Consider the following 20,391-nt stretch of genomic DNA (forward strand, 5'->3'; position numbering starts at 1 on the left):
GCTCTCAGCCGGTGGTGAAATTCTTCAGCCGCGCTTCCAGAAGAGCGATGGTCGGCACGTCGGCATTGGCGAAGGCGAACCGCAGGTAGTGCTCCTGGTCCTCGCCGAAATACATGCCGGGAATGCAGACGACACCCGCCTGCTTCGCCAGCCGTTCGGCAACAGCTGCGGAATCGAGGGATGGGAACGGGTGGCGCACGAAGGCGAAATAGGCGCCGATCGCATCGATCCGCCAGTCCGGCACCTGTGCCAGCGCCGCCTTCAGCGCCTCGGCGCGCCGGCCGATCTCCTGCCGGTTTTCCTCCCGCCAGTCGGCGAGCACGGGGAGCGCCCTGGCGACCGCCGCCTGCGCCGCCCGCGGCGCGCAGATCTGCAGATTGTCCATGATCTTGGCGATCTGCTCCACGGCCTTGGCACCGGCGGTGATGGCGCCGAGCCGATGGCCGGGAATGCAGAAGGATTTCGAGAAGCTGTAGAGACCGATCAGCCGGTCCTCCCAACCGTCCTGCGCAAAGAGGTCATGCGGCGCGCGACCGGCCTCCGGAAGGAAATCCCGGTAGGTCTCGTCGAGGATCAGCCAGATGTCCCGGCTGCGGCAAAGCTCGAAGACCTCGCGCAGCAGATCAGCGGGGTAGATCGCGCCGGTCGGATTGTTGGGCGAGACAAGCGCCAGCGCCCGCACGTCCGGCGTGATGGCAGCCGCCAGCGCCGCGACCTGCGGCACGAAGCCGTCTTCCGCCGCGCAGGCGACGGTGCGGATCTTCACGCCCATCATTGCCAGCGTCGTCTCGTGGTTGAAGTAGAACGGGTTGGTCATCAGCACCGTCTGGCCGGGCCCCGCCACCGCCATGGCGGCGCTGACGAAGGCCTCGTTGCATCCCGACGTCACGTGGATGTTGCGGCTGTCGATCGCGGCGCCGTAGACCTGGCTCACGTGCTCCGCATAGGCCTCGCGAAGCACCGTCTCGCCCTCGATCGGTCCATAGCCGCAATAGGTGGTGGAGCCGGCCATTTCGCCAAGCAACGTCAGCATGTCGGGATGCGGCGGATAACCCGGCACGGCCTGCGACAGATCGATCAGCGGGCCGCGGGACCCGTCATAGGCGCGTCCCCAGGCAAAGACGGAAGGCACCGGAGGCGGCGCAAGTTTCTCGACGAGCGGATTGAACGCGGGCATGGGCATTCCAGGGATCGATGGCCGGAGACGGCAGGGGAGCGATTGATTTGCCCACTCATTTACCAGATTATCGAAACTGGCAAGGGATGGGATTGTAACGGAAGGACAGCACATGGCCGACGAGCCCATGCAGACCGAAGACACGAAACTCACCCGCACCAAGCGCAAATGGGCGGAGGAAGGGCGTTTTCTCACCGGACGGATTTCCCGCCCGGGGCCCGAGGACAGGCTGCCGCCCGGTCAGCATCTGGTGAAGAACTGGCCGGTGCTCGATCTCGGTCAGCAGCCGGAGGTGTCGACGGCGCAGTGGCGGCTCGACGTGCGCGGCCTCGTCAACAATCCGCTGTCCCTCGACTGGAACGGCTTCCTCGCCCTGCCGCAGGCGGAGCTTCGCTCCGACATCCACTGCGTCACCACCTGGTCCCGCTACGACAACGACTGGACCGGCGTCTCGACGCGCGATTTCCTCGATGCCGTCGATCCGAAGCCCGAGGCGACGGCGGTGATGCTGACCAGCTACGACGGCTACACCACCAATCTCCTGCTCTCCGATTTCGCCGCCGAGGACGCGGTCATGGTGCATCGCTGGCAAGGCGAGCCGCTGACGGCCGAACACGGCGGACCAGTGCGGCTGGTCGTGCCGCACCTCTACTTCTGGAAGAGTGCCAAATGGCTGAAGCGGATCGACTTCCTGTCCGCCGACAGCGCCGGCTTCTGGGAAAACAACGGCTATCACATGCGCGGCGACCCCTGGGCCGAGGAGCGCTACTCGGAGGATTGAGGCGACCCCTGGCGTCCTTGGCTCAGGCGTTCTCACGCAGGAAGTTGATCAGCCCGGAGAAATCCTCGCCGCCATGGCCGCCTTCGGCAAATCTCTCGTAGAGCTTGGCGGCATGCGCGCCCATCTCCGTCGTCGCGCCCGCCGCACCGGCTGCCTCCTGCGAGAGCTTCAGGTCCTTCAGCATCAGCGCGGCGGCAAAGCCCGGCTTGTAGTCGTTGTTGGCGGGCGAGGTCGGCACGGGGCCCGGCACCGGGCAGTAGGTGGTCAGCGACCAGCACTGCCCGGACGAGGTGGACGCGACATCGAACAGCGCCTGATGCGAGAGCCCGAGCTTTTCGCCGAGCACGAAGGCCTCGCAGACGCCGGCCATGGTGATGCCGAGGATCATGTTGTTGCAGATCTTGGCGGCCTGTCCGGCACCGGCATCGCCGCAATGAACGATCCGCTTGCCCATGGCCTGCAGGATTGGCTCCCCGCGCGCAAAGGCAATTTCGTCGCCCCCCACCATGAAGGTCAGCGTTGCACCCGCGGCCCCCACCGTCCCGCCCGAGACCGGCGCATCGAGCGAAAGGCAGCTTGCCGCCTTCGCCAGGACATGGGCCTGCCGCGCGCTGTCGACGTCGATTGTCGAGCAGTCGATCAGCAGTGTCCCGGGCTTTACCGCAGCGGTCAGCTCCTGCCAGACCGCCAGCACATGCCGCCCCGCCGGCAGCATGGTGACGACCACATCCGCCTCCGCAACGGCCTCGGCCGCGCTGGACGCGACGGTAATGCCGGTCGCCGCGGCGGTCTCGCGGGAGTCCGGCGACAGGTCGAACCCCTTGACGCCATAACCCGCCTTCACGAGGTTGGCCGCCATCGGGCCGCCCATGTTGCCGAGACCGATGAATGCGATGCTGATTGCCATGTTGTTCCTCCCGACTGCGGACGGAGGCATGGCGTCTGCTCCATCCGGACTGATCACTCTTGCCGCGGCAGTGAAGGCAGAGCGATGCTCCTCCCATCCCTCATCGACCGCGCTTCCAGATGTCGCACAGGCGATTGCCGTGCGCCAGCCTCTTGAAGCCTCTCGGAGGCTACCGTTGCAGCGCCACGGACTTGATGACGGCGAAGGCGGCCTGGCCGACGTGGAGCTTCAGCCTCGCGGCGGAAAACGAGGTGATGCGGGACGCGATGATATTTCCGCCGCACGCCAGGCTCACGAGAACGGCACCGTCGCCATCCGTCTCGATGGCATCGATGGTTCCAGGCAGGATGTTGAGGGCGCTCAGCCCCACCGGCTCGGTTGTGGCTATGATGACGTCGCGTTCCGGGATCTGCAGGCGCACGGCGGCGCCTTGCGTCAATCCGGCGTCCGGCACGAGGAGGCACAGGTCCTTCAGTCGCACGCTCGCGAGCCCGTTGACCGCGTCCACGCTTTCGACGCGACCGGAGAGGATGCTCCCCGCCTCACGTCGGTCGAGCGCTGAGCCACGGCGGCCGGCAAGCACCTGCCCGGGATCCCCGACCGCGGCCACCCGGCCCTCCTGCATCAGCACCACCTGGTCGGCAAGCCGCGCGACTTCGGCAACCGAATGGCTGACGTAGACGATCGGGATGCCCGCCTCATCCCGCAGCCGTTCCAGATACGGCAGGATCTCCGCCTTGCGCTCATCGTCGAGTGCGGCGAGCGGCTCGTCCATCAGCAGCAGACGCGGCGCGCTCAGGAGGGCCCGACCGATGGCCACCCTTTGCTGCTCTCCTCCCGACAGCGCGTGGGGCTGCCGGTCGAGGAGCGCTGCGATGCCGAGCATCTCCACGACCCGGTCGAACTCGTCCCGTCGTGACCGGTCGCCCGAGAACCACTCCCCATAGGCGAGATTGCGCCGCACGCTGAGATGCGGAAACAGCCGCGCCTCCTGAAATACGTAGCCGAACCGGCGGCGATAGGGACGGACGAAGATGTTCCGTTCGGTGTCGAGAAACACATCACCGTCCAGCACAACCCGCCCTTCTTCCGGACGCGAGAGGCCGGCGATGATGCGCATCAGCGACGTTTTTCCGGATCCCGATCGCCCGAAGAGCGCCGTCACCCCCCGCTCGGCGGAGAAGCCGGCGTCCAGGCAGAAGGCGCCCCGGCGATGTCGAGCTTCGACGGTCAGCGTCATGACTGCCGCCCTCGCCGTCCGATCATCTGGGCGAGCGCTTCCGAGGCCAGCAGCGCCCCGAAGGAGATCGCGATCGCGACGAGCGTCAGGCGCATCGCTCCCACGTCACCGCCGGGAACCTGAGTGAAGGTATAGATGGCCGCCGAAAGCGTCTGCGTTTCGCCGGGGATGTTCGAGACGAAGGTGATCGTCGCGCCGAACTCGCCCATAGCCTTGGCAAAGGAGAGGATCATGCCGGCAAGGATGCCCGGCAGCGCAAGCGGCAGCGTCACGGAAACGAAGACCCAGGCAGGACTTGCCCCCAGCGTCCCGGCCGCCTCCTCCAGCTTTCGGTCGATGGCTTCGATCGACAGGCGGATCGACCGGACCATGAGCGGAAAGCCCATGATGGCGCAGGCGAGTGCCGCTCCGGTCCAGCGGAACGAGAAGCTGATGCCGAACCATTCGTAGAGGAATGCGCCGATCGGACCGCGCCGGCCGAAGCTGACGAGCAGCAGGAAGCCGGTCACCACCGGCGGCAGGATCAGCGGCAGGTGTACCAGCCCGTTGAGGAGCGATTTGCCCCAGAACCGGCCTCGGGCGAGGACATAGGCGATGACGATGCCGAAGGGCAGACTGCAGATCATCGCGACGCTCGCCACCTTCAGGCTGAGCCTCACTGCAGTCCATTCCTCCTCGCTCAGCGCCAGCCAGTCCAATGCCGTCCCCTGCGGCAGTTCCTGCAGCCCGGTGCCGCAACTCTCCCGCCTTGATCTCTGGATAGTACGAAGACTTGCAAAAAGCCATCCGACCCCGCTGCTGCTGATCCGAGTTCCGGAACATTTACAACGTCCTGCGGTTTGAGCAATGACCTCAACCCCTTGGATGGAGAACCACTATGGCTGATACCAGCGCAATCCGCGAAATCTTCGTGACTGGCCTCAAGAACGCTCACGCAATGGAAAACCAGGCCCTGTCGATCATGAAGCCGCAGGTTTCGCGGATCGAGAACTACCCAGAAGTCGCTGCCCGCCTCGAACAGCATGTCCGTGAAACGGAAGGTCAGATGACCCGCATCGACGAACTGCTCCAGCAGCTGGATGAAAGCCATTCGTCCCTGAAGGACATGGCGCTGTCGTTTACGGGTGGCATGGCCGCCATGGGCCATACGGTCGCCGGTGACGAGATCCTCAAGAACTCGTTTGCCAACTACGCCTTTGAGCACTTCGAGATCGCGTCCTACAAGTCGCTTCTGACACTGGCAGAACTGGGCGGCTTCTCGTTTGCCACCTCCCCGCTCCAGGCCAATCTTAAGGAAGAGGAGCAGATGGCCCAGTGGATTGATGAAAACCTCCGGACCGTCACCCTCCGCTTTGCGAGCCTCCGCGAAGCCGGTGAGACCGCGAAGGTCTGACCAAAGCGCTTTACAGTCGACAACGGACAGGGCGGCATCCATTCGGATGCCGCCCTGTTTATCCGTTTACTTCCCCAGGCGGCCCCGCAAAACCGTCCGGGCGAGACTTGCGGGCTCCGGCAGGCGATCCGCCTCCAGAGAGGCAAAGAGCCAGTCGATGAAGACGCGCACGATCGGAGCGGAGCGCATCTCGTGCCGGCAGGCGACGTAGAAGGCGTCATTGGCGGGTACACTGAGATCAAACGGCACGAGCAGTTCCCCCTGCGCAATCAGCTTGGCAGCGGTGATCGTATCACCCAGGGCGACGCCCTGGCCGTGCAGCGCAGCCTCGGTCGAAAAGCGGGCGTCTCCCATGAAGTGCTGTCTGCGGCGAGGGAAGTCGGCCCCCTCGGCCGCCGCGAGCCAGGTATTCCACTCCCGCCCGTCACGATCCCCATGCAACAGGACGTGATCCTGCAGATCGCGCATCGAGCGCAGCGGCCGGCTGTTGAGCAAGGTCGGGCTTGCGACGGGAAAGAGCTGCAGGTTGCTCCAGAGCCGTGTCCAGGCGTCCGGCCAGTTTCCGTCGCCGTAGAGAACGCAGACGTCCACGTCCTGGGAATAAAGCTGGGCGGGGTCGTTGGAAGCGGCGAGGTTCAGCGTCACGTCGGGGTACTGCTCGGTGAAGGACGCCAGACGCGGCACGATCCAGAACGAAAGAAGGGCCGGCACGCAGGTGATGGTGAGAGTGCCGGTCGTCGCCGGCCGCCGCATCTGCGCCGTCGCAGCGGCGATACCGCTGAACGCCTGCGTGACGGCCGGCAGCAGCAACGCACCCGCGGCCGTCAGCTTCAGGCGCCGTCCGCCACGTTCGAAAAGCACGATGTCCAGCGATTCCTCCAGCGCCCGGATCTGGTGGCTGACGGCTCCATGCGTCACCCGCAGCTCCCGTGCCGCCGCCGACACGGAAGCATGGCGGGCCGTCGCCTCGAAGGCGCGAAGCGGATTGAGCGGAGGCAGACGAGTTGTCACGGAATGTCTCGCATGTGAATTTTTCTCACGGCGACTGCTAGAACATTGTCAGTTGCATTTCCAGCCGGACTTTGCCGATAATGCTCAAAAGGCAGGCGGCAACGCCTTGAGAATTAAATTTAGGCACAGGCGAGGAAACGGTCGGACATCATGGCATTGGACGAAGCAAAGCTGCGCGAACTTCGGGATAAATACGGCTCGGGTCACGGCGGCGACCTCTACGATCCTGAATTCCGGAAGGTGGCCGACAAGATCTTCTCGGCGAGCGGCACCCGACTTGCCCCCTATGCCGGCGTACCCACCTTCGTCTCGGCGCCTCATATGCCTGTTGATGCGGAAGATCCGGACTTCGGCAACCTGCAGGTGGCAATCACCGGCGTGCCGATGGACCTCGGCGTCACCAACCGGCCGGGATCCCGTTTCGGACCGCGAGCCTTGCGCACAGTCGAGCGGATCGGGCCCTACAACCATGTACTGAAGACCGCACCGGTCTTCGACATCCGCGTCGCCGACATCGGCGATGTGCCGCTGCGCAGCCGCTACAATCTCGAAATGTGCCATGAGGACATCGAGAAGCGCTTCAACCAGATCGTGGATGCCGGTGTCCTGCCGCTCGCCGTCGGCGGCGACCATTCCATCAGCCAGTCGATCCTGAAGGCCGTCGGCAAAAAGGCACCGGTCGGCATGATCCATATCGACGCCCATTGCGACACGAGCGGCCCCTTCGACCACAGCAAGTTCCACCATGCCGGCCCCTTCCGCAACGCCGTGTTGGATGGCGTCCTCGACCCGACGCGCACGATCCAGATCGGCATCCGCGGTGCGGCCGAATACATCTGGGAGTTTTCCTACGCCTCCGGCATGACGGTCATCCACGCGGAAGACGTATCCGGCATGGGCATGCCCGCGATCATCGAGAAGGCAAAAGCCATCGTCGGCGATGGTCCCACCTATCTGTCCTTCGACATCGACAGCCTCGATCCGAGCTTTGCCCCCGGCACCGGAACGCCGGAGATCGGTGGCCTGACGACGCGCGAGGTGCTAGAACTGATCCGCGGCCTCAAGGGCATCAACCTCGTCGGCGGCGACGTGGTGGAAGTGGCACCGCAATACGACACGACGACCAATACCGCCCAGGCCGGTGCACAAATGCTCTTTGAAATCCTCAGCATGATGGTCTTCAGCCCTTCCTTGAAGGGCAACGACTGACGTAAGATAGCGACAAGAGCGGGAACGCGCTGCGCAGGCAATAGAACCTGCCGGCAAACAAAGGAGAACAATATGCGTGACATCATGAAAACCACAGCCAGCCGCCGTGCGGTGCTGGGTGCCGGCCTCGCCGGAGCATCCTTGCTGGCCATGCCGTCGATCCTGCGCGCGCAGGACAAGTCCCTGACGGTCGGCGTCTACGGCGGCTACTTCAAGGATTCCTTCGACAACAACATCTTCCCGGAATTCACCAAGGCAACCGGCATCGCCATCCAGTCGGTCGCCGAGCCGACGGGTGAAGCCTGGCTGGTGCAACTGGAGCAGGCCGCACGCGCGGGCCAGGCTCCTGCCGACGTCTCCATGATGTCCCAGGTTGCCCTGCTGAAGGGCCAGTCGACGGATCTCTGGGCTCCCCTCGACATGGCAAAGATCGAGAACGCCTCCGGCCTGATCGAGACCTTCATCAACAAGTATCCGGACGGCCGCGTCGCCGGCATTGGCGCCGTGTCCTGGTACATCACGCTGGTCACCAACACCGATAGCTATCCGGAAGCGCCAACCTCCTGGGCAGCGCTCTGGGATCCGGCCAATGCTGACAAGCTCGGCCTGCTGGCGCTGGTGTCCAACTCCTTCCTGCTGGAAGTCACCGCCAAGACCCACTTCGGCGGAACCGAGGTGCTGGACACGGAAGAAGGCATCCTGAAGGTCTTCGACAAGCTTGCTGAAGTGAAGCCAAACGTCCGGCTCTGGTACCGCGACGAGGCGCAGTTCGAACAGGCCCTGAAGTCCGGCGAGATCCCGATGGGTCAGTACTACCACGACGTCACCGGTCTGGCGGCTGCGGATGGCAACCCGGTCCGCTCGACCTTCCCCAAGGAAGGCGGCATCCTCGATTCCGGCAGCTGGGCGGTATCGCGTGCTTCGGAGAAGCTCGAAGAAGCTCATGTCTTCATCAACTACATGTGCCAGCCGGAAATCCAGGCGATCCTGTCGCGCAAGGTCGGCACCTCGCCGACCGTCAAGCGCGATCTGCTGGACCTCACCGCCGAGGAGTTCGCGGCCGTGTCTTCCGACATCGACCCGATCGTTCCGCGCTACGACATGTACCAGCAGAAGTCCGACTTCCTGAACCAGAAGTGGACCGAGATGATCGCCGGCTGATCCGGCCTTCTCTACCCACCCTCACCCTTTGCGGTGGGGGTGGTTGTCCCGTTTCAAATGCGCTAATCGACGCCCCGACAAAACGAGCGGAGAGCGAATGTCCGGACTGATCCTCAACAATGTGACGAAGCGGTTCGGCAATTTCACCGCGGTCGACGAGGTGAACCTGTCGGTTCCCGATGGCACCTTCGTGTGTCTGCTTGGCCCCTCCGGTTGCGGCAAGACTACGCTGATGCGCATGATCGCCGGTCTGGACCTTCCCAGTGCCGGATCGGTCACGCTGGGCGGCGAGGACATCACCGAGGTTCCGACGCACAGGCGTAACCTCGGCATGGTCTTCCAGTCGCTCGCCCTCTTCCCGCATCTGACCGTCGGCGAAAACATCGCCTATGCGCTGCGCATCCGCGGCGTCGACAAGGCCGACCAGAAGAAGCGCGTCGACGAGCTTCTGGCGATGATCCACCTGTCGGGTTTCTCCGACCGCTCCGTCAGCAAGCTTTCGGGCGGCCAGCGCCAGCGCGTCGCAATCGCACGCGCCTTGGCGATCTCCCCGAAACTGTTCCTGCTGGACGAACCGCTCTCGGCGCTCGACGCCAAGCTGCGCGAAGCCATGCAGGTGGAGCTGCGCCAGTTGCAGCAGCGCCTCGGCATCACCACCATCGTCGTCACCCATGACCAGCGCGAAGCCATGACCATGGCCGATACCGTCGTCGTCATGAATGGTGGCCAGATCCGCCAGGCGGCAGCACCCGTCGACATCTACCGCCGCCCGGCCGATTCCTTCGTGGCCGACTTCATCGGCTCCACCAATCTCATTCCCTTCGCCGCGGAAGCCAGTGGCCGTGCCACCCTTCTGGGTGCTTCGGTTGATGGGTTGCAGCTCGGCACCGCCAAGACCGGCACGATCTCCGTGCGCCCGGAAGACGTGCAACTGACCGCGCCCGGCGGCGAGCCCATCACCGGCACGGTGACCTTCATCCGCGACCTCGGCGGCACGGTGGAAACCTTCGTGGAAGCCGCCGGTCAGCAGATCGTCGCCGTCTCCTCCCCCCGCGACCGGCCCGTGGTCACCGTGGGACAGGACGTCGGTATTCGCCTCGATCCGCAAACCAGCGTGGTGCTGGCGTCATGAGACGCGAAGCGCCGCAGCGCCTAGCCGATTACGGACCGCTGGTCTTCCCGGCCGGCATGCTGATCGTCTTCTTCGTCATTCCCTTCGCGACGATGATCGCCGTCTCCTTCTTCGAGCGAGAGCAGGGCGGGTTCTATCAGCCAGCCTTCATCTGGGACAACTATGCCCGCTTCATCAGCCTCTTCTTCGGCAAGGTGCTGGGCTTCTCGCTTTTTCTGGCCATGGCCGTCGCCGCTGCCTGCGTGGCGATCGGCGTTCCCTTCACCTACCTCCTCTCGCGGTCGGCGCGAAACGTCCAGATCCTCTGGCTGGTGGTGCTGCTCTCGATCCTCTCTCTCTCCGAAGTGATGATCGGCTTTGCGTGGTCGACCCTGTTTTCGCGCACGGCGGGGATTACCAATCTCTTCGCCTACTTCGGGCTGATGGAGGGACCGCAGGCGCTGACACCAAGCTTCGGCGCGGTCATGACGGCCATGACCTATCAGGCCCTGCCCTATACCGTTCTGGTGCTCTACCCCGCTCTGGTGCGGCTCGATCCGACGCTGACGGAGGCCGCCCGAACGCTCGGCGCCTCGCCGATGCGCGCCTTCTTCACGGTGGTCGTCCCGGCCCTGCGCAACACCGTCTTGGCAACGCTGATCATGGTCTTCATCTTCGCGCTCGGCTCCTACCTGCTGCCGCAGCTTCTCGGCCGTCCGCAGCACTGGACGCTGTCGGTGCTGATCACCGACCAGGCGATCTACCAGTCGAACATGCCCTTTGCCGCGGCCATGGCCGTCTTCCTGGTGCTGGTCTCGCTGGCGCTCGTCGGGCTTGCCGTCTACGCCGGACGCCGGAGGGAGGCCGTATGACGACGTTCCTCAGCCGCCTCTTCTTCTTCGCCGTCGCGCTCTTCATGGCCCTGCCGCTGATCGTGATGGTGGGCGTGTCGATCAACGAGAAGCAGACGCTCGCCTTTCCGCCGCAGGGCTTCTCGCTCTCCTGGTACGGCGAGATCTTCACCGACGACGGCTGGCGCAACGCCCTTTTTGCGTCGCTGACGCTGGCTGCCCTGTCGGCGGCGCTGGCGCTTCTCGTCGCTCTGCCGCTTGCCTGGTTCCTGTGGCGCAGGGTGGCGCCCTGGGCCAGTATCTTCCAGTTGCTGGGCGTCGCCCCCTTCACCCTGCCGCCGGTGATCACAGCGCTCGGTCTTCTCACCTTCTGGGCCACCACCGGCTTCTACGGCCAGCCCTGGACGGCCGTCGTCAGCCACGCGATCTTCTTCGTCACGCTGCCGCTGGTGACGCTGTCGCTCGGCTTTTCCGCCATCGACCGATCGCTGGTGGAGGCGGCCGCTACCATGGGCGCCAACGACCGGGTGATCTTCCGCACCGTCGTGCTGCCGCTGATCCTGCCTTATCTCGTCTCCGGCTATGCCTTTGCCTTCGTGCTGTCGCTCAACGAATACATCGTCGCCTACATGACGGTGGGCTTCACGATGGAGACCCTGCCGATCAAGATCTTCAACGCCTTGCGCTATGGCTACACGCCGATCATGGCCTCGGTTACGGTGCTGTTCCTGGCCATCGCCGCGCTGGTCTTCGGGCTGATTGCCCGCTTCGGCGACCTGCCGAAACTGCTGGGCGCCATGGCGGACGACCGATGAAGATCGCCGGCTTCCAGATGCAGGCGATCCGCGGCGACGTCGAGGCGAACCTTGCAAAGATCGACGCTGCGGCCGGCAAGGCCGCGAGCCAGGGCGTTCGGCTGCTGATCGCTCCCGAGCTCGCCTTGACCGGCTATGGCGCTGCTGACCGCTTTCCCGCCCTTGCCTCACCGGCAGAGGGCCCTCAGACAGAGCAACTGTCGCAGATCGCCCGCCGCCATGGCCTGACTATCGTCGCGGGCTTTGCCGAGAAGTCCGGAGAAAATGTCTACAACAGCGCCTTCCTGACGGATGGCGAAGGGCAGACGGCGACCTATCGCAAGTCGCATCTCTACGGCCCCTACGAGCGGCAATGGTTCCGGCCGGAGACGCCCTCTTCCATCCTGGCAACCGTCGACGGCATCCGGCTGGGGATGCTGATCTGTTACGACGTGGAATTTCCGGAAAACGTCCGCCGGCTCGCCCAGGCAGGCGCCGATCTGGTGGTCGTACCGACGGCACTGCCCTCAGGCTGGTCCGGCGCCTTCATCGCCGAGCACATGATCCGCGTGCGGGCCTTCGAGAACCAGGTGTTCGTCGCCTACGTCAACCACTGCGGCACGGACGACCGCTTCGCCTACGCCGGCCTGTCGCGCATTGCGGCACCGGACGGAAGCCTTCTTGCGGAAGCTCCAGCAGAGGGTGAAGCGCTGCTCATCGCCGAGGTCGACGCCGCGGCCTTCCACGCCTCCCGCTCGGAAAACACCTATCTCACCGACCTGGGCTGAGGTCGGGATCTCGTCCACCGAGCAGATGATCCGCACGCGCCTCTCCACCGTAAAATCGGATAGCATCCGGCAGGGCCGGCACATTGATGTGATCGTCAACCACAGGAACATCCCGCCGATGGCGGCATTCTAGGGTTGTTGAGTGAAGGGGTGGAGGCGCATGCAATCACAGACGATGACGGATGAGGCCTGGCACTATCTTCGTAGTCTTCGCGAAGACGGTACGGTCCAGGCGCGTCGGCCGGGATTTCAGTCTACCTGCTTCCCCCTCTACGAGCCGGTCGCAAGATCCACCGGCCCTTTCGTGCTGGCGCAGGTCGGGCAGTCGCTCGACGGCCGGGTCGCCACGCCGACGGGTGACGCGCAGGATGTCTCCGGCTGCGACGGCATTTCGCACCTGCACCGCTGCCGCGCGCTGGTGGATGCGGTGATCGTCGGCGTCGGCACCGTGGTTGCCGACAACCCAAGCCTGTCCGTCCGTTCCGTGCCCGGGAAAAGCCCTGTGCGCGTCGTGATCGACTGCAATGGCCGCATTCCCGCAGGCGCCAAGATGCTGAGTGACGGCGGCACGCCTGTGCTGATCATCCAGGCGGACGATGTGCCGCTGCGGGATCTGAGCCAGGAAGTTGTCTGCCTGCCCCGCCGCGGCGAAGGCCTGCATCCGCAGGACATCCTGGACTGCCTGGCGAAACGCGGCCTGACGACGGTGCTCGTCGAGGGTGGCGCCAACACCATTGCGCGCTTCCTGGACGCCGATCTCGTCGATCGGCTTCACGTCTCCGTGTCGCCGATCATCATCGGGTCCGGCCCGATGGGCATCACGCTCGCACCGGTCGACCGCCTGGCGGAGGCGCGCCGTCCCGATGTCACCGTCTACAACATCGGCACGGACATCGTGTTCGACTGCGATTTTCGCAACCGCAGCCGGCAGGCAGTGTCACGGGAGAGCGAGCACGTCCTGATGACCGACACGGCATGAGCTATCGGTAGCCTCAATCGAGGCACGCCGGAACGCCAGCCATTGTGCAACCGCGTCCTCTGGCAGATGCGCCGCCTCCCGGACGGCCTGGGCGACGCCTTCCAGGAACATGCGCTGAAGGTCAGCATCCTCGCCACCCATGATCCAGGGGCTCGAGGCGGTGCTCACCGAAAATCCCTCGGCCTCGAGCCGCTCGGCCAGAACCTGCCATGCTTCTGGTCCAGCGGACGTCCCAAAACCTTTGTCCGTTCTCTGGTGATCGTTGAAGACCTCCGTCACCGCTTCGTCGAGGGGATGGGCGACAGACCAGGGCATCTCGCCGTCGTAATTCAGCGCCGCATAGAGCCCGACATTTTTCTCCCGGAGCCGGGCCACGAAGCGATCGATGAAGGCCGGCGAGCAGAGGTCGAACAGTGCCGATGCCGTCACCACCGCCGTGCCTTCGAGCGGCAGGGATGCGATGTCGTTGAGGTCCCCCTGGAGGAACGTGATGCCCTGATCCGGATGGCGTTGTTTTGCCTCCGCCAGCAGCCGCTCGTCGTAGTCGAACAGCGTCCATGTGGTAGCCGGTGAAAGCCCGTTAGACAGCGTGCGGTAGGTCGATCCGGTGCCGCAGCCAATATCCAGGATACGCCCGCCTTCGCCGACGATACCCACAGCGCGTTCCAGCAGCCCCCGATCCCGCGACCTCCGATCGACAGGCTCGCGCAGCGCCAGCCATTCCTTGTCGAAACCGCTCATGCTCTGCTCTCCAGGAAATGGGCTATGGTCGCCGCGGTGTCGCGCCAGGATGGCAGTGCAGCGCCGGCCCGGGTCGCGCCATCGGCCATCGCCTTCCGCATCGGCGGCTCGTCCAGCAACCGCCGCAAGGCAGCGGCAAATTCTTCGGGACTGTCCGGTGCAACCAGGAAACCTGCAGCCGCGGGAACAACCTCCGGCACGGCACCAGCCGCACAGCCGACGATCGGCAGGCCGTGGGCCAGCGCTTCGGCAAACACCATCCCGTAGCCTTCGTAGCGGCTTGCCAAGGCGAAGATGTCGGCGCGCGCGTATTCCGCCTGCACATCCTCGACCTCGCCCACAAGGGTCACCCGATCCTGAAGCTGAAGCGTCTGGATCAGTCTTTCCAGCGCGTCGGCCACGTCGGGGTCCAGATCACGGCTGCCGACGATGCGGCATGTCCACGAAAGATCGCGCAGCGTCGCGAGCGCGGCAATCAGCACGTCGTGCCCCTTGCGCCGCGTCAGTGAGCCGACACTGAGGATGCAAGGAACATCGCCACTCCCGGTCGCGCCCGGCACGGGATCCGTGCCGGGTAGCGCCGTGACGATGTCCGCGCTCGCAACACCGAAATTTGCGACCAGTTCTCGGGCGGTCGCGGCGGACGTGACGACGACGCCGCGCGTGCAGGCCAAGGCCGCCCGCTCCCGCGTCGCAAGCTCCGCCTTCGCCTGGTCCGAGAGACCGGTTTCCAGCGCCAGCGGATGATGCACGAGCGCAAACAGCCTTACCCTTCGGCCAAGCGTCTCCGCCACCTCGTCAAGGACCCCGAAGGCTAGGCCATCGACCATCAGGATGCTGTCGTCGGGAACGGCAGCAAGCACGCTGTCGGCCTTCGCGAGATCCGGATTGGCTGGAAACCCCGCGCCAAGCGGCACGAGTTTCACATGCCACCCAAGATCCCCCAGCGCCTCGATCACCCGCCGGTCGTAGCCATAGCCGCCGGTCCTGGTCTGCAGCTCTCCCGGATAGGCAAAATGGAGCGTGCGGCTCAAAGGTCCGCCTCGTACCAGCCACGTGCGGTATGCGACTCGTGCAGCATTACCTTCAGCCGGCGGATGCGGCCGCTGCCTTCGCCGAGCCGCCCGCCTGCGATCGCCTTCGCCAACTGGTCGAAGATGAATTTCGCCAGAAATTCGGTCGTGGTGACCTTGCCGGCAAACGCCTCGACCTCGTCGAGGTTCTGGTAGTTCAGCGGCTTCAGCACCTCTCCCAGCACCTGCATCGCAAGACCGATATCGACGGCAAGCCCGTCCTCGTCGAGATCAGCTGTGAAAAAGGCGGCATCGACCACGAAGGTTGCACCATGCATCCCCTGGGCTGGCCCGAAGACGGGCCTCGGGAGGCTGTGAGCGATCATGATGTGGTCGCGGACTTCAACGGCAAACATGGCAATTCCTTTTCAGTATCGAATGCGGTGACACAGCGTGTCGGGAGACGCGAGAACGCCCGAATAGGCATCTGCGATGGAATTAAATGAAGTTTCGCCGGAGATCAGGGCATCCAGCCGGTCGTCGCAAAGAAGCTCGAGAGCCTTGCTCATGCGCCGCGCGTAATCCCACCGGGCGCGGCGATTGGCGGCGATTGCGCCGACCTGCGAGCTGATGATCGACAGACGCCGCGCATGAAACGCCCGTCCCAGCGGGATCTCCGCCCGCTTTTGCCCGTACCAGCTCGCTTCCACGATGCGCGCTTCGAAGCCTGCATGATCGAGAGCGCTTTCGAGGGCAGCAGGCGAGGCCGACGCGTTGATCAGGACATCGCAGTTCTGCGGGACATCGGCGGGCGCGCAGAAGCTCAACCCCAGCGCCTCCGCCACCGGACGCCGCGCAGGTGACGTGTCGCAGACCACCGTATCCGTCGCTGCGATGCGTGACGCAATGTAAGCCGTCAGCAACCCGACGACGCCTGCTCCGTAGACTGCCACGCGGTCGCCCGGCATGATCCCGGCGTCCCAGACGATGTTGAGCGCGGTCTCCACGTTGGCGGCCAGAACGGCGCGTTCTGCAGGCAGTCGCTCCGGCAACAGACGGGCATCGTCAGTCCTGATACGAAACTTGTCCTGGTGAGGATGCAGGGCAAAGACGGCTCGACCGAGAATCTCGGCCGGACCGTCCTCGACAATCCCGACAGCTGCATAGCCGTATTTCACCGGAAATGGCATGTCGCCGTCCTGGTATGGCGCGCGCATGCGTTCAAATTCGCTCTCCGGCACCTGCCCGTTGAAGACCAGTGCTTCGGTTCCGCGGCTGATGCCGCTGAACAAGGCGCGAACGGTGAGCTCCCCCTCCTGACGCGGCAGCAGCGCTGCAGTCCGCAGGGCGCAGCGGGCTTTCGCCTCAAACCAAAGCGCTGTTGCGTCTCCAGTTTCGCCCGGCATTGCATGGACCTCTTGTTTCACTGTCACAATTGCCCCATTTCTGCTCAGGCGTATCGCTAACTTAGAGGCATCTACGGTTGCGGCAAGGGAATGGACTTTCCTTAGCCTGCTACGGGAATATCACGTTTATTTGACGATCCTTACAGATCCGTCGCCTGCCCAGACCCGTTATGTGCCCCATGTACAGCTGTCGAGGAGACTGTCATGAATGTATCACCGAACCTTTGGGCGCCGAACAAAAGTGCCGACTATCAGATTGACGATTCGGCGATGCGCCTGGAGCGGGCAGTCTCGGAATTCCGTTACGGTCGTCCGATCATTTTGAATGGCCCGGATGGCTCGATCGCGGCCCTTGCGCTTGACGCTGCATCCCCGGCTGATTTCGCCAGGTTTGCGCGCGCAGCCGACGGCCAACACACCCTTTACCTGTCCCGCCATAGAGCGTCACGACTGGGTCTGGATGCAGTAAGCGGCGTAGCAATTGCCGCAAGAGACATGGACTTCGCATCAGCGTCAGCGCTGGCCTACGCTCGCCATGCAGGTGCCCCGACCGATTGGAAACCCGCGACTGCGCTGATGCAGACGGCCGGAGAGGTTGCGGGACTTGCGCTTTTGCTGCCGGCGATGATGTGCGTGGAGGTTCCAAGGCGCGCCCGCACGTTCGCGGCCTGCGCCGAGGTCGATCATCTGGATCTGCCCAAGAGCCGCCGTATGGCGAGGAGCTTCGAGGTGGTCGTCCGCACGCCCGTGCCTCTTCGCGGCCTCGGCGATTGCGAATTTGTCGTGTTTCGTGGCGGTGTCGCGCAGAAGGATCAGGTGGCGATTGTTGTTGGTCAGCCGGACACCTCTGGGCCTGTGCCGGTGCGGATCCACTCTTCATGCCTTACCGGTGACCTCTGCGGCTCGCTGAAATGCGACTGCGGCGACCAGCTGCGCAATGGCCTGTCGAGCCTGAAAGAACAGGGAGGCGGCGTTCTCCTGTACCTCGACCAAGAAGGCCGCGGCACCGGCATCGGCGCCAAGATGCGCGCCTATGGCTACCAGCACGAAGGACTCGACACGATCGATGCCGACGCCGAGCTGGGCTTCGGGCCTGACGAACGTCGATACGACGCAGCTGTCGCCATGCTCGGCGGCCTTGGCATCAGCGCGGTCAACCTGCTCACCAACAACCCTACGAAGGTTTCAGCCCTGCTGGCTGGCGGCATCGCGGTGAACGGGCGTACCGCTGTGACCGGCCGGATCACGCCGGACAATCTGGAGTATCTTCGCACGAAGACATTGCGGGCCGGCCATGCTCTCGACATCGACCTGCTCACCCGGGCCGCCGCGGAGCTCTCCGATGGCTGATCATGCCGGATGGGCGGGTCTGACGCTTTCGGAGCGGGCACCCCCCCACCCCAGGACGCCGCCTTTGGTCTACGCGCAGGCTTTGAGCTCCATGCTGGTAGGGGCGGCCGCGATCGTGCTGGTCCTTCGCACCTTGGGCACCGACCTCGATGTCGGGAGTAAAGCGCTGTCGGTAAGCCTGGTCATTTATATCGTCATCTCGTTCCTGGCTCTCATCAAGCTGCCGACCTACCCCCACAGCCGCTTTGGCCCCGCCAATATCGTCACCACGTTGCGTGCAGCAGCGACAGCAATGATCGGCGGCATTATCCTGGCGGCTGAGCAAGTCACCGGCGCACCCATGCTCTGGTTCGTCACCTGCAGTGCAGCGGCTGCCCTGGCTCTCGACGGTTTGGATGGATACCTGGCGCGCCGAAGCGGCACATCATCACGGTTTGGTGCCCGCTTCGACATGGAGGTCGACGCGCTGCTGATCCTGCTGCTGGCAACGGCCGCTCTTCTCCTCGGAAAAGCGGGGATCTGGGTCCTGTTGATCGGGCTGATGCGCTACGGCTTCCTGGCGGCCAGAATGGCGTATTCACGGCTCGCCGGCGAGCTCCCTGAATCCATGCGGCGCAAGGTCGTCTGCGTCGTGCAGGGTGTGGCGCTTTGCATCGCAATGGCTCCGATCGTCGATCCGCTGGTAGCGCAAGTGGTTCTGGCGATGGCCCTGTTGTCGCTGGTGTACTCCTTTGCCGTCGATGTCGCCTATCTTTTGATGAAGGCGAATGGAGACAGACGTGTCGCTTGACCTGTCACGCGCGCTGGGTTTCGGCCGGTCGCTGCTCATCTACTATGGCCAGCCATGGCGGCGGCGGGCACTGCGGCAGTTTTACGGGAAACTCGTGCAGCCGGGCGATCTGGTGTTCGACATCGGGGCTCATGTCGGGAGCCGGTCGAGAACCCTGCTTGGCCTCGGCGCAACGGTGGTGGCCGTCGAGCCGCAACCTGATTTCGCCGATTTCATCACCCGGACCCTGCGGCACCCGAAGCTGACGCTTCTGCGCAAGGCCATCGGCCGCGAGGAAGGAGCCATCGACCTGCACATTTCCAGCAGGCACCCCACCGTCACCAGCACCTCGCAGTCCTGGATGTCGACCGTCAAGGAAAGCTCCGGCTTCCAGAACGTCGCCTGGGACCGCGTCGAACGGGTCGAGATGACGACCCTCGACCAGATGGTGGCGGCCTATGGGCGCCCATCTCTGTGCAAGATCGATGTCGAAGGGGCGGAAGCCGATATTCTGCGCGGGCTGAACGCACCGCTTCCCCTGATCATTTTCGAGTACATCCCCGCAGCCATGGGTGTCGCCCGAGAAGCGATGATGGAGCTCAAGCGTCTCGGCCACTATCGCTTCAACCGCGTCAGCGGTGAACGGCACCGTTTTCTGCATGAAGACTGGATTTCGCACGACGCGTTGCTCGCGGAACTTTCGAGCCTCGATGTCGCGTCGCCCTCCGGGGATATCTACGCCCGGCTGTACGATCAGTGATCGGCTCGGCCAGCCTTCTTCCTTCGAACCAGCGCCAGGACGGCCACGACAAGCCCGGGCGCGGCTCCGACCAGGGAAAGGACGCCGTAGAAGATGCTCGCCGCCACGCCGTCCGATGCGGCGTAGCCGAACAGCGGCCACAGCAACGCCGCCGCCGCCTCTCGCGCACCCCAGCCGGCGACCGTGAGCGGAATGAGCATCATCAGCAGACAGATCGGCACAGCCGTCACCGCAGCCAAGAAGGGCAAAGGCGCCCCGACGGCCGCCGAGGCGAGCATGAACATACCGGCATAGCTCGCGACGATCAGCAGGCTCAGCAGGGACTGGATTTTCCAGGCGCCGCCCGCGATGAAAACCTGGCCGAGTGCGGCTTTGCCGGCCTTCAGCCGCTCGGCAAGAAACGCAGGGGGAAGGCGCAGGATCACGAAGCCGACAACAAGCGCGCAGACCACCACGATGGCGAGGATCAGAAGGATCCGCGACAGGGTGGGAGGAAGTTCGCCGGCGTCGGCGAAGGGCCAGATCACAAGCCCCAGTCCGGCAAGAACAAAGAACACGCCCTGCCCCGCAACCCGTTCCAGAAACACTCCGAGCGCTGGTGCCTTCCATCCTCCCGTCTCTTCGGTACGATGGCGCACGGCGCGCACCGCATCGCCTGCGACACCGCCGGGAAGGACCTGATTGAGGAAAGTGCTGAGATAATAGTCGCGGATCGCATGGCCGACAGGCAGGACCATTCCCAGCCGTCCTGCGGTAAACTGCCATCGACATGCCGACAGCACGATCTGCAGCTGCACCAGAACAAGTCCTGCGATTGCATACGCAGGCGGTATGGAGGTGAGACTTCTCCCGATCTGCCCCGTATCGAGCGCATAGAGAACGCCTGCCAGGATTGCAAAACCGACGATCGGCCCGAGATATCCTATGCCTCTCATGCGGCCCATCCCTGG

At 64.4% G+C, this 20,391-nt stretch carries 22 protein-coding genes; 12 read left to right on the top strand and 10 right to left on the bottom strand.

Going from position 1 to position 20,391, the window contains the following annotated elements; genetic code table 11:
- Positions 1–4: 4 nt before the first annotated feature.
- Positions 5–1,177 carry a pyridoxal phosphate-dependent aminotransferase gene (locus tag M1E10_RS22610; RefSeq protein WP_499175033.1) on the bottom strand — a complete coding sequence of 391 codons (1,173 nt, stop codon included), beginning with the start codon at positions 1,175–1,177 and terminating at the stop codon, positions 5–7.
- A 112-nt stretch (positions 1,178–1,289) separates the two neighbouring features.
- Here M1E10_RS22610 and M1E10_RS22615 point away from each other — a divergent pair, with 112 nt between their 5' ends.
- Entirely contained in the window at positions 1,290–1,958 is a 669-nt protein-coding gene (locus tag M1E10_RS22615) for a sulfite oxidase-like oxidoreductase (RefSeq protein ID WP_499175034.1), read from the top strand.
- Positions 1,959–1,980: 22 nt separating this feature from the next.
- Here the strand turns inward: M1E10_RS22615 and mmsB are convergent, their stop codons facing one another.
- The 3 genes from mmsB to modB all read right to left on the bottom strand — a co-directional run bounded on the left by mmsB (position 1,981) and on the right by modB (position 4,803).
- A complete protein-coding gene (gene mmsB, locus M1E10_RS22620; RefSeq protein ID WP_499175035.1) occupies positions 1,981–2,865 on the bottom strand; it encodes an HIBADH family dehydrogenase in 885 nt (294 codons plus the stop codon).
- A gap of 169 nt (positions 2,866–3,034) precedes the next feature.
- Entirely contained in the window at positions 3,035–4,105 is a 1,071-nt protein-coding gene (modC, locus tag M1E10_RS22625; protein ID WP_499175036.1) for a molybdenum ABC transporter ATP-binding protein, read from the bottom strand.
- On the bottom strand, positions 4,102–4,803 hold the full coding sequence (gene modB / locus M1E10_RS22630; protein WP_499175037.1) for a molybdate ABC transporter permease: 702 nt from the start codon (positions 4,801–4,803) through the stop codon (positions 4,102–4,104). The genes modC and modB overlap by 4 nt, the downstream gene beginning before the upstream one ends.
- A gap of 179 nt (positions 4,804–4,982) precedes the next feature.
- Here modB and M1E10_RS22635 point away from each other — a divergent pair, with 179 nt between their 5' ends.
- Positions 4,983–5,498: a ferritin-like domain-containing protein gene (locus M1E10_RS22635; RefSeq protein WP_499175038.1), complete on the top strand. Its 516-nt coding sequence runs from the start codon at positions 4,983–4,985 to the stop codon at positions 5,496–5,498.
- Positions 5,499–5,564: 66 nt separating this feature from the next.
- Here M1E10_RS22635 and gcvA read toward each other — a convergent pair whose 3' ends face one another.
- Positions 5,565–6,509 (bottom strand): LysR family transcriptional regulator, encoded by a 945-nt coding sequence (gene gcvA / locus M1E10_RS22640; RefSeq protein ID WP_499175039.1) that lies wholly within the window; start codon positions 6,507–6,509, stop codon positions 5,565–5,567.
- Between the two features lie 150 nt (positions 6,510–6,659).
- Between gcvA and speB the strand changes: the two genes are divergently transcribed.
- The 7 genes from speB (at position 6,660) to M1E10_RS22675 (ending at position 13,402) form a co-directional block, all read left to right on the top strand.
- Positions 6,660–7,718, top strand: coding sequence for an agmatinase (speB, locus tag M1E10_RS22645; RefSeq protein ID WP_499175040.1), 1,059 nt, complete (start codon positions 6,660–6,662; stop codon positions 7,716–7,718).
- Between the two features lie 72 nt (positions 7,719–7,790).
- Positions 7,791–8,879, top strand: coding sequence for an ABC transporter substrate-binding protein (locus M1E10_RS22650; protein WP_499175041.1), 1,089 nt, complete (start codon positions 7,791–7,793; stop codon positions 8,877–8,879).
- A 97-nt stretch (positions 8,880–8,976) separates the two neighbouring features.
- Positions 8,977–10,011 carry an ABC transporter ATP-binding protein gene (locus M1E10_RS22655; protein WP_499175042.1) on the top strand — a complete coding sequence of 345 codons (1,035 nt, stop codon included), beginning with the start codon at positions 8,977–8,979 and terminating at the stop codon, positions 10,009–10,011.
- Positions 10,008–10,862: an ABC transporter permease gene (locus tag M1E10_RS22660; RefSeq protein ID WP_499175043.1), complete on the top strand. Its 855-nt coding sequence runs from the start codon at positions 10,008–10,010 to the stop codon at positions 10,860–10,862. Before M1E10_RS22655 ends, M1E10_RS22660 begins: the two co-directional genes overlap by 4 nt.
- Positions 10,859–11,656, top strand: coding sequence for an ABC transporter permease (locus M1E10_RS22665; protein WP_499175044.1), 798 nt, complete (start codon positions 10,859–10,861; stop codon positions 11,654–11,656). The genes M1E10_RS22660 and M1E10_RS22665 overlap by 4 nt, the downstream gene beginning before the upstream one ends.
- Positions 11,653–12,423, top strand: coding sequence for a carbon-nitrogen hydrolase family protein (locus M1E10_RS22670; protein WP_499175045.1), 771 nt, complete (start codon positions 11,653–11,655; stop codon positions 12,421–12,423). Before M1E10_RS22665 ends, M1E10_RS22670 begins: the two co-directional genes overlap by 4 nt.
- Positions 12,424–12,583: 160 nt before the next feature.
- The gene (locus M1E10_RS22675; RefSeq protein WP_499175046.1) at positions 12,584–13,402 is read left to right on the top strand and encodes a RibD family protein; all 819 of its coding nucleotides are present in this window, start codon (positions 12,584–12,586) and stop codon (positions 13,400–13,402) included.
- On the opposite strand, the gene M1E10_RS22680 is transcribed toward M1E10_RS22675, so the two are convergent.
- The 4 genes from M1E10_RS22680 to M1E10_RS22695 are packed head-to-tail and all read right to left on the bottom strand — an operon-like array spanning position 13,361 to position 16,562.
- The gene (locus M1E10_RS22680) at positions 13,361–14,143 is read right to left on the bottom strand and encodes a class I SAM-dependent methyltransferase (RefSeq protein ID WP_499175047.1); all 783 of its coding nucleotides are present in this window, start codon (positions 14,141–14,143) and stop codon (positions 13,361–13,363) included. The two genes, M1E10_RS22675 and M1E10_RS22680, sit on opposite strands and share 42 nt — an antisense overlap.
- Positions 14,140–15,177: a glycosyltransferase family 4 protein gene (locus M1E10_RS22685; protein WP_499175048.1), complete on the bottom strand. Its 1,038-nt coding sequence runs from the start codon at positions 15,175–15,177 to the stop codon at positions 14,140–14,142. The genes M1E10_RS22680 and M1E10_RS22685 overlap by 4 nt, the downstream gene beginning before the upstream one ends.
- Complete coding sequence (locus tag M1E10_RS22690; protein ID WP_499175049.1) at positions 15,174–15,572, bottom strand: 6-pyruvoyl trahydropterin synthase family protein; 399 nt, start codon at positions 15,570–15,572, stop codon at positions 15,174–15,176. Before M1E10_RS22690 ends, M1E10_RS22685 begins: the two co-directional genes overlap by 4 nt.
- 12 nt (positions 15,573–15,584) lie before the next feature.
- Positions 15,585–16,562 (bottom strand): zinc-dependent alcohol dehydrogenase, encoded by a 978-nt coding sequence (locus tag M1E10_RS22695; protein WP_499175050.1) that lies wholly within the window; start codon positions 16,560–16,562, stop codon positions 15,585–15,587.
- A 204-nt stretch (positions 16,563–16,766) separates the two neighbouring features.
- Between M1E10_RS22695 and ribA the strand changes: the two genes are divergently transcribed.
- The 3 genes from ribA to M1E10_RS22710 all read left to right on the top strand — a co-directional run bounded on the left by ribA (position 16,767) and on the right by M1E10_RS22710 (position 19,441).
- Entirely contained in the window at positions 16,767–17,912 is a 1,146-nt protein-coding gene (gene ribA, locus M1E10_RS22700) for a GTP cyclohydrolase II RibA (RefSeq protein WP_499175051.1), read from the top strand.
- A 64-nt stretch (positions 17,913–17,976) separates the two neighbouring features.
- Positions 17,977–18,702, top strand: coding sequence for a CDP-alcohol phosphatidyltransferase family protein (locus M1E10_RS22705; RefSeq protein WP_499175052.1), 726 nt, complete (start codon positions 17,977–17,979; stop codon positions 18,700–18,702).
- A complete protein-coding gene (locus tag M1E10_RS22710; protein ID WP_499175053.1) occupies positions 18,692–19,441 on the top strand; it encodes a class I SAM-dependent methyltransferase in 750 nt (249 codons plus the stop codon). The genes M1E10_RS22705 and M1E10_RS22710 overlap by 11 nt, the downstream gene beginning before the upstream one ends.
- On the opposite strand, the gene M1E10_RS22715 is transcribed toward M1E10_RS22710, so the two are convergent.
- Complete coding sequence (locus M1E10_RS22715; protein WP_499175054.1) at positions 19,435–20,376, bottom strand: lysylphosphatidylglycerol synthase transmembrane domain-containing protein; 942 nt, start codon at positions 20,374–20,376, stop codon at positions 19,435–19,437. The genes M1E10_RS22710 and M1E10_RS22715 overlap by 7 nt on opposite strands.
- Positions 20,377–20,391: the final 15 nt, after the last annotated feature.

The organism is Rhizobium sp. PK7-22 (assembly GCF_056530405.1).

Bases quoted from the DNA above. Each gene is read 5' to 3' on its own strand.
- M1E10_RS22695 (WP_499175050.1), bottom strand. From the start codon at position 16,562: ATGCCGGGCGAAACTGGAGACGCAACAGCGCTTTGGTTTGAGGCGAAA.
- M1E10_RS22715 (WP_499175054.1), bottom strand. From the start codon at position 20,376: ATGAGAGGCATAGGATATCTCGGGCCGATCGTCGGTTTTGCAATCCTG.
- modC (WP_499175036.1), bottom strand. From the start codon at position 4,105: ATGACGCTGACCGTCGAAGCTCGACATCGCCGGGGCGCCTTCTGCCTG.
- M1E10_RS22690 (WP_499175049.1), bottom strand. From the start codon at position 15,572: ATGTTTGCCGTTGAAGTCCGCGACCACATCATGATCGCTCACAGCCTC.
- M1E10_RS22665 (WP_499175044.1), top strand. From the start codon at position 10,859: ATGACGACGTTCCTCAGCCGCCTCTTCTTCTTCGCCGTCGCGCTCTTC.
- M1E10_RS22635 (WP_499175038.1), top strand. From the start codon at position 4,983: ATGGCTGATACCAGCGCAATCCGCGAAATCTTCGTGACTGGCCTCAAG.
- M1E10_RS22670 (WP_499175045.1), top strand. From the start codon at position 11,653: ATGAAGATCGCCGGCTTCCAGATGCAGGCGATCCGCGGCGACGTCGAG.
- M1E10_RS22615 (WP_499175034.1), top strand. From the start codon at position 1,290: ATGGCCGACGAGCCCATGCAGACCGAAGACACGAAACTCACCCGCACC.
- M1E10_RS22675 (WP_499175046.1), top strand. From the start codon at position 12,584: ATGCAATCACAGACGATGACGGATGAGGCCTGGCACTATCTTCGTAGT.
- M1E10_RS22655 (WP_499175042.1), top strand. From the start codon at position 8,977: ATGTCCGGACTGATCCTCAACAATGTGACGAAGCGGTTCGGCAATTTC.
- mmsB (WP_499175035.1), bottom strand. From the start codon at position 2,865: ATGGCAATCAGCATCGCATTCATCGGTCTCGGCAACATGGGCGGCCCG.
- M1E10_RS22680 (WP_499175047.1), bottom strand. From the start codon at position 14,143: ATGAGCGGTTTCGACAAGGAATGGCTGGCGCTGCGCGAGCCTGTCGAT.
- speB (WP_499175040.1), top strand. From the start codon at position 6,660: ATGGCATTGGACGAAGCAAAGCTGCGCGAACTTCGGGATAAATACGGC.
- ribA (WP_499175051.1), top strand. From the start codon at position 16,767: ATGAATGTATCACCGAACCTTTGGGCGCCGAACAAAAGTGCCGACTAT.
- M1E10_RS22660 (WP_499175043.1), top strand. From the start codon at position 10,008: ATGAGACGCGAAGCGCCGCAGCGCCTAGCCGATTACGGACCGCTGGTC.
- M1E10_RS22650 (WP_499175041.1), top strand. From the start codon at position 7,791: ATGCGTGACATCATGAAAACCACAGCCAGCCGCCGTGCGGTGCTGGGT.
- M1E10_RS22610 (WP_499175033.1), bottom strand. From the start codon at position 1,177: ATGCCCGCGTTCAATCCGCTCGTCGAGAAACTTGCGCCGCCTCCGGTG.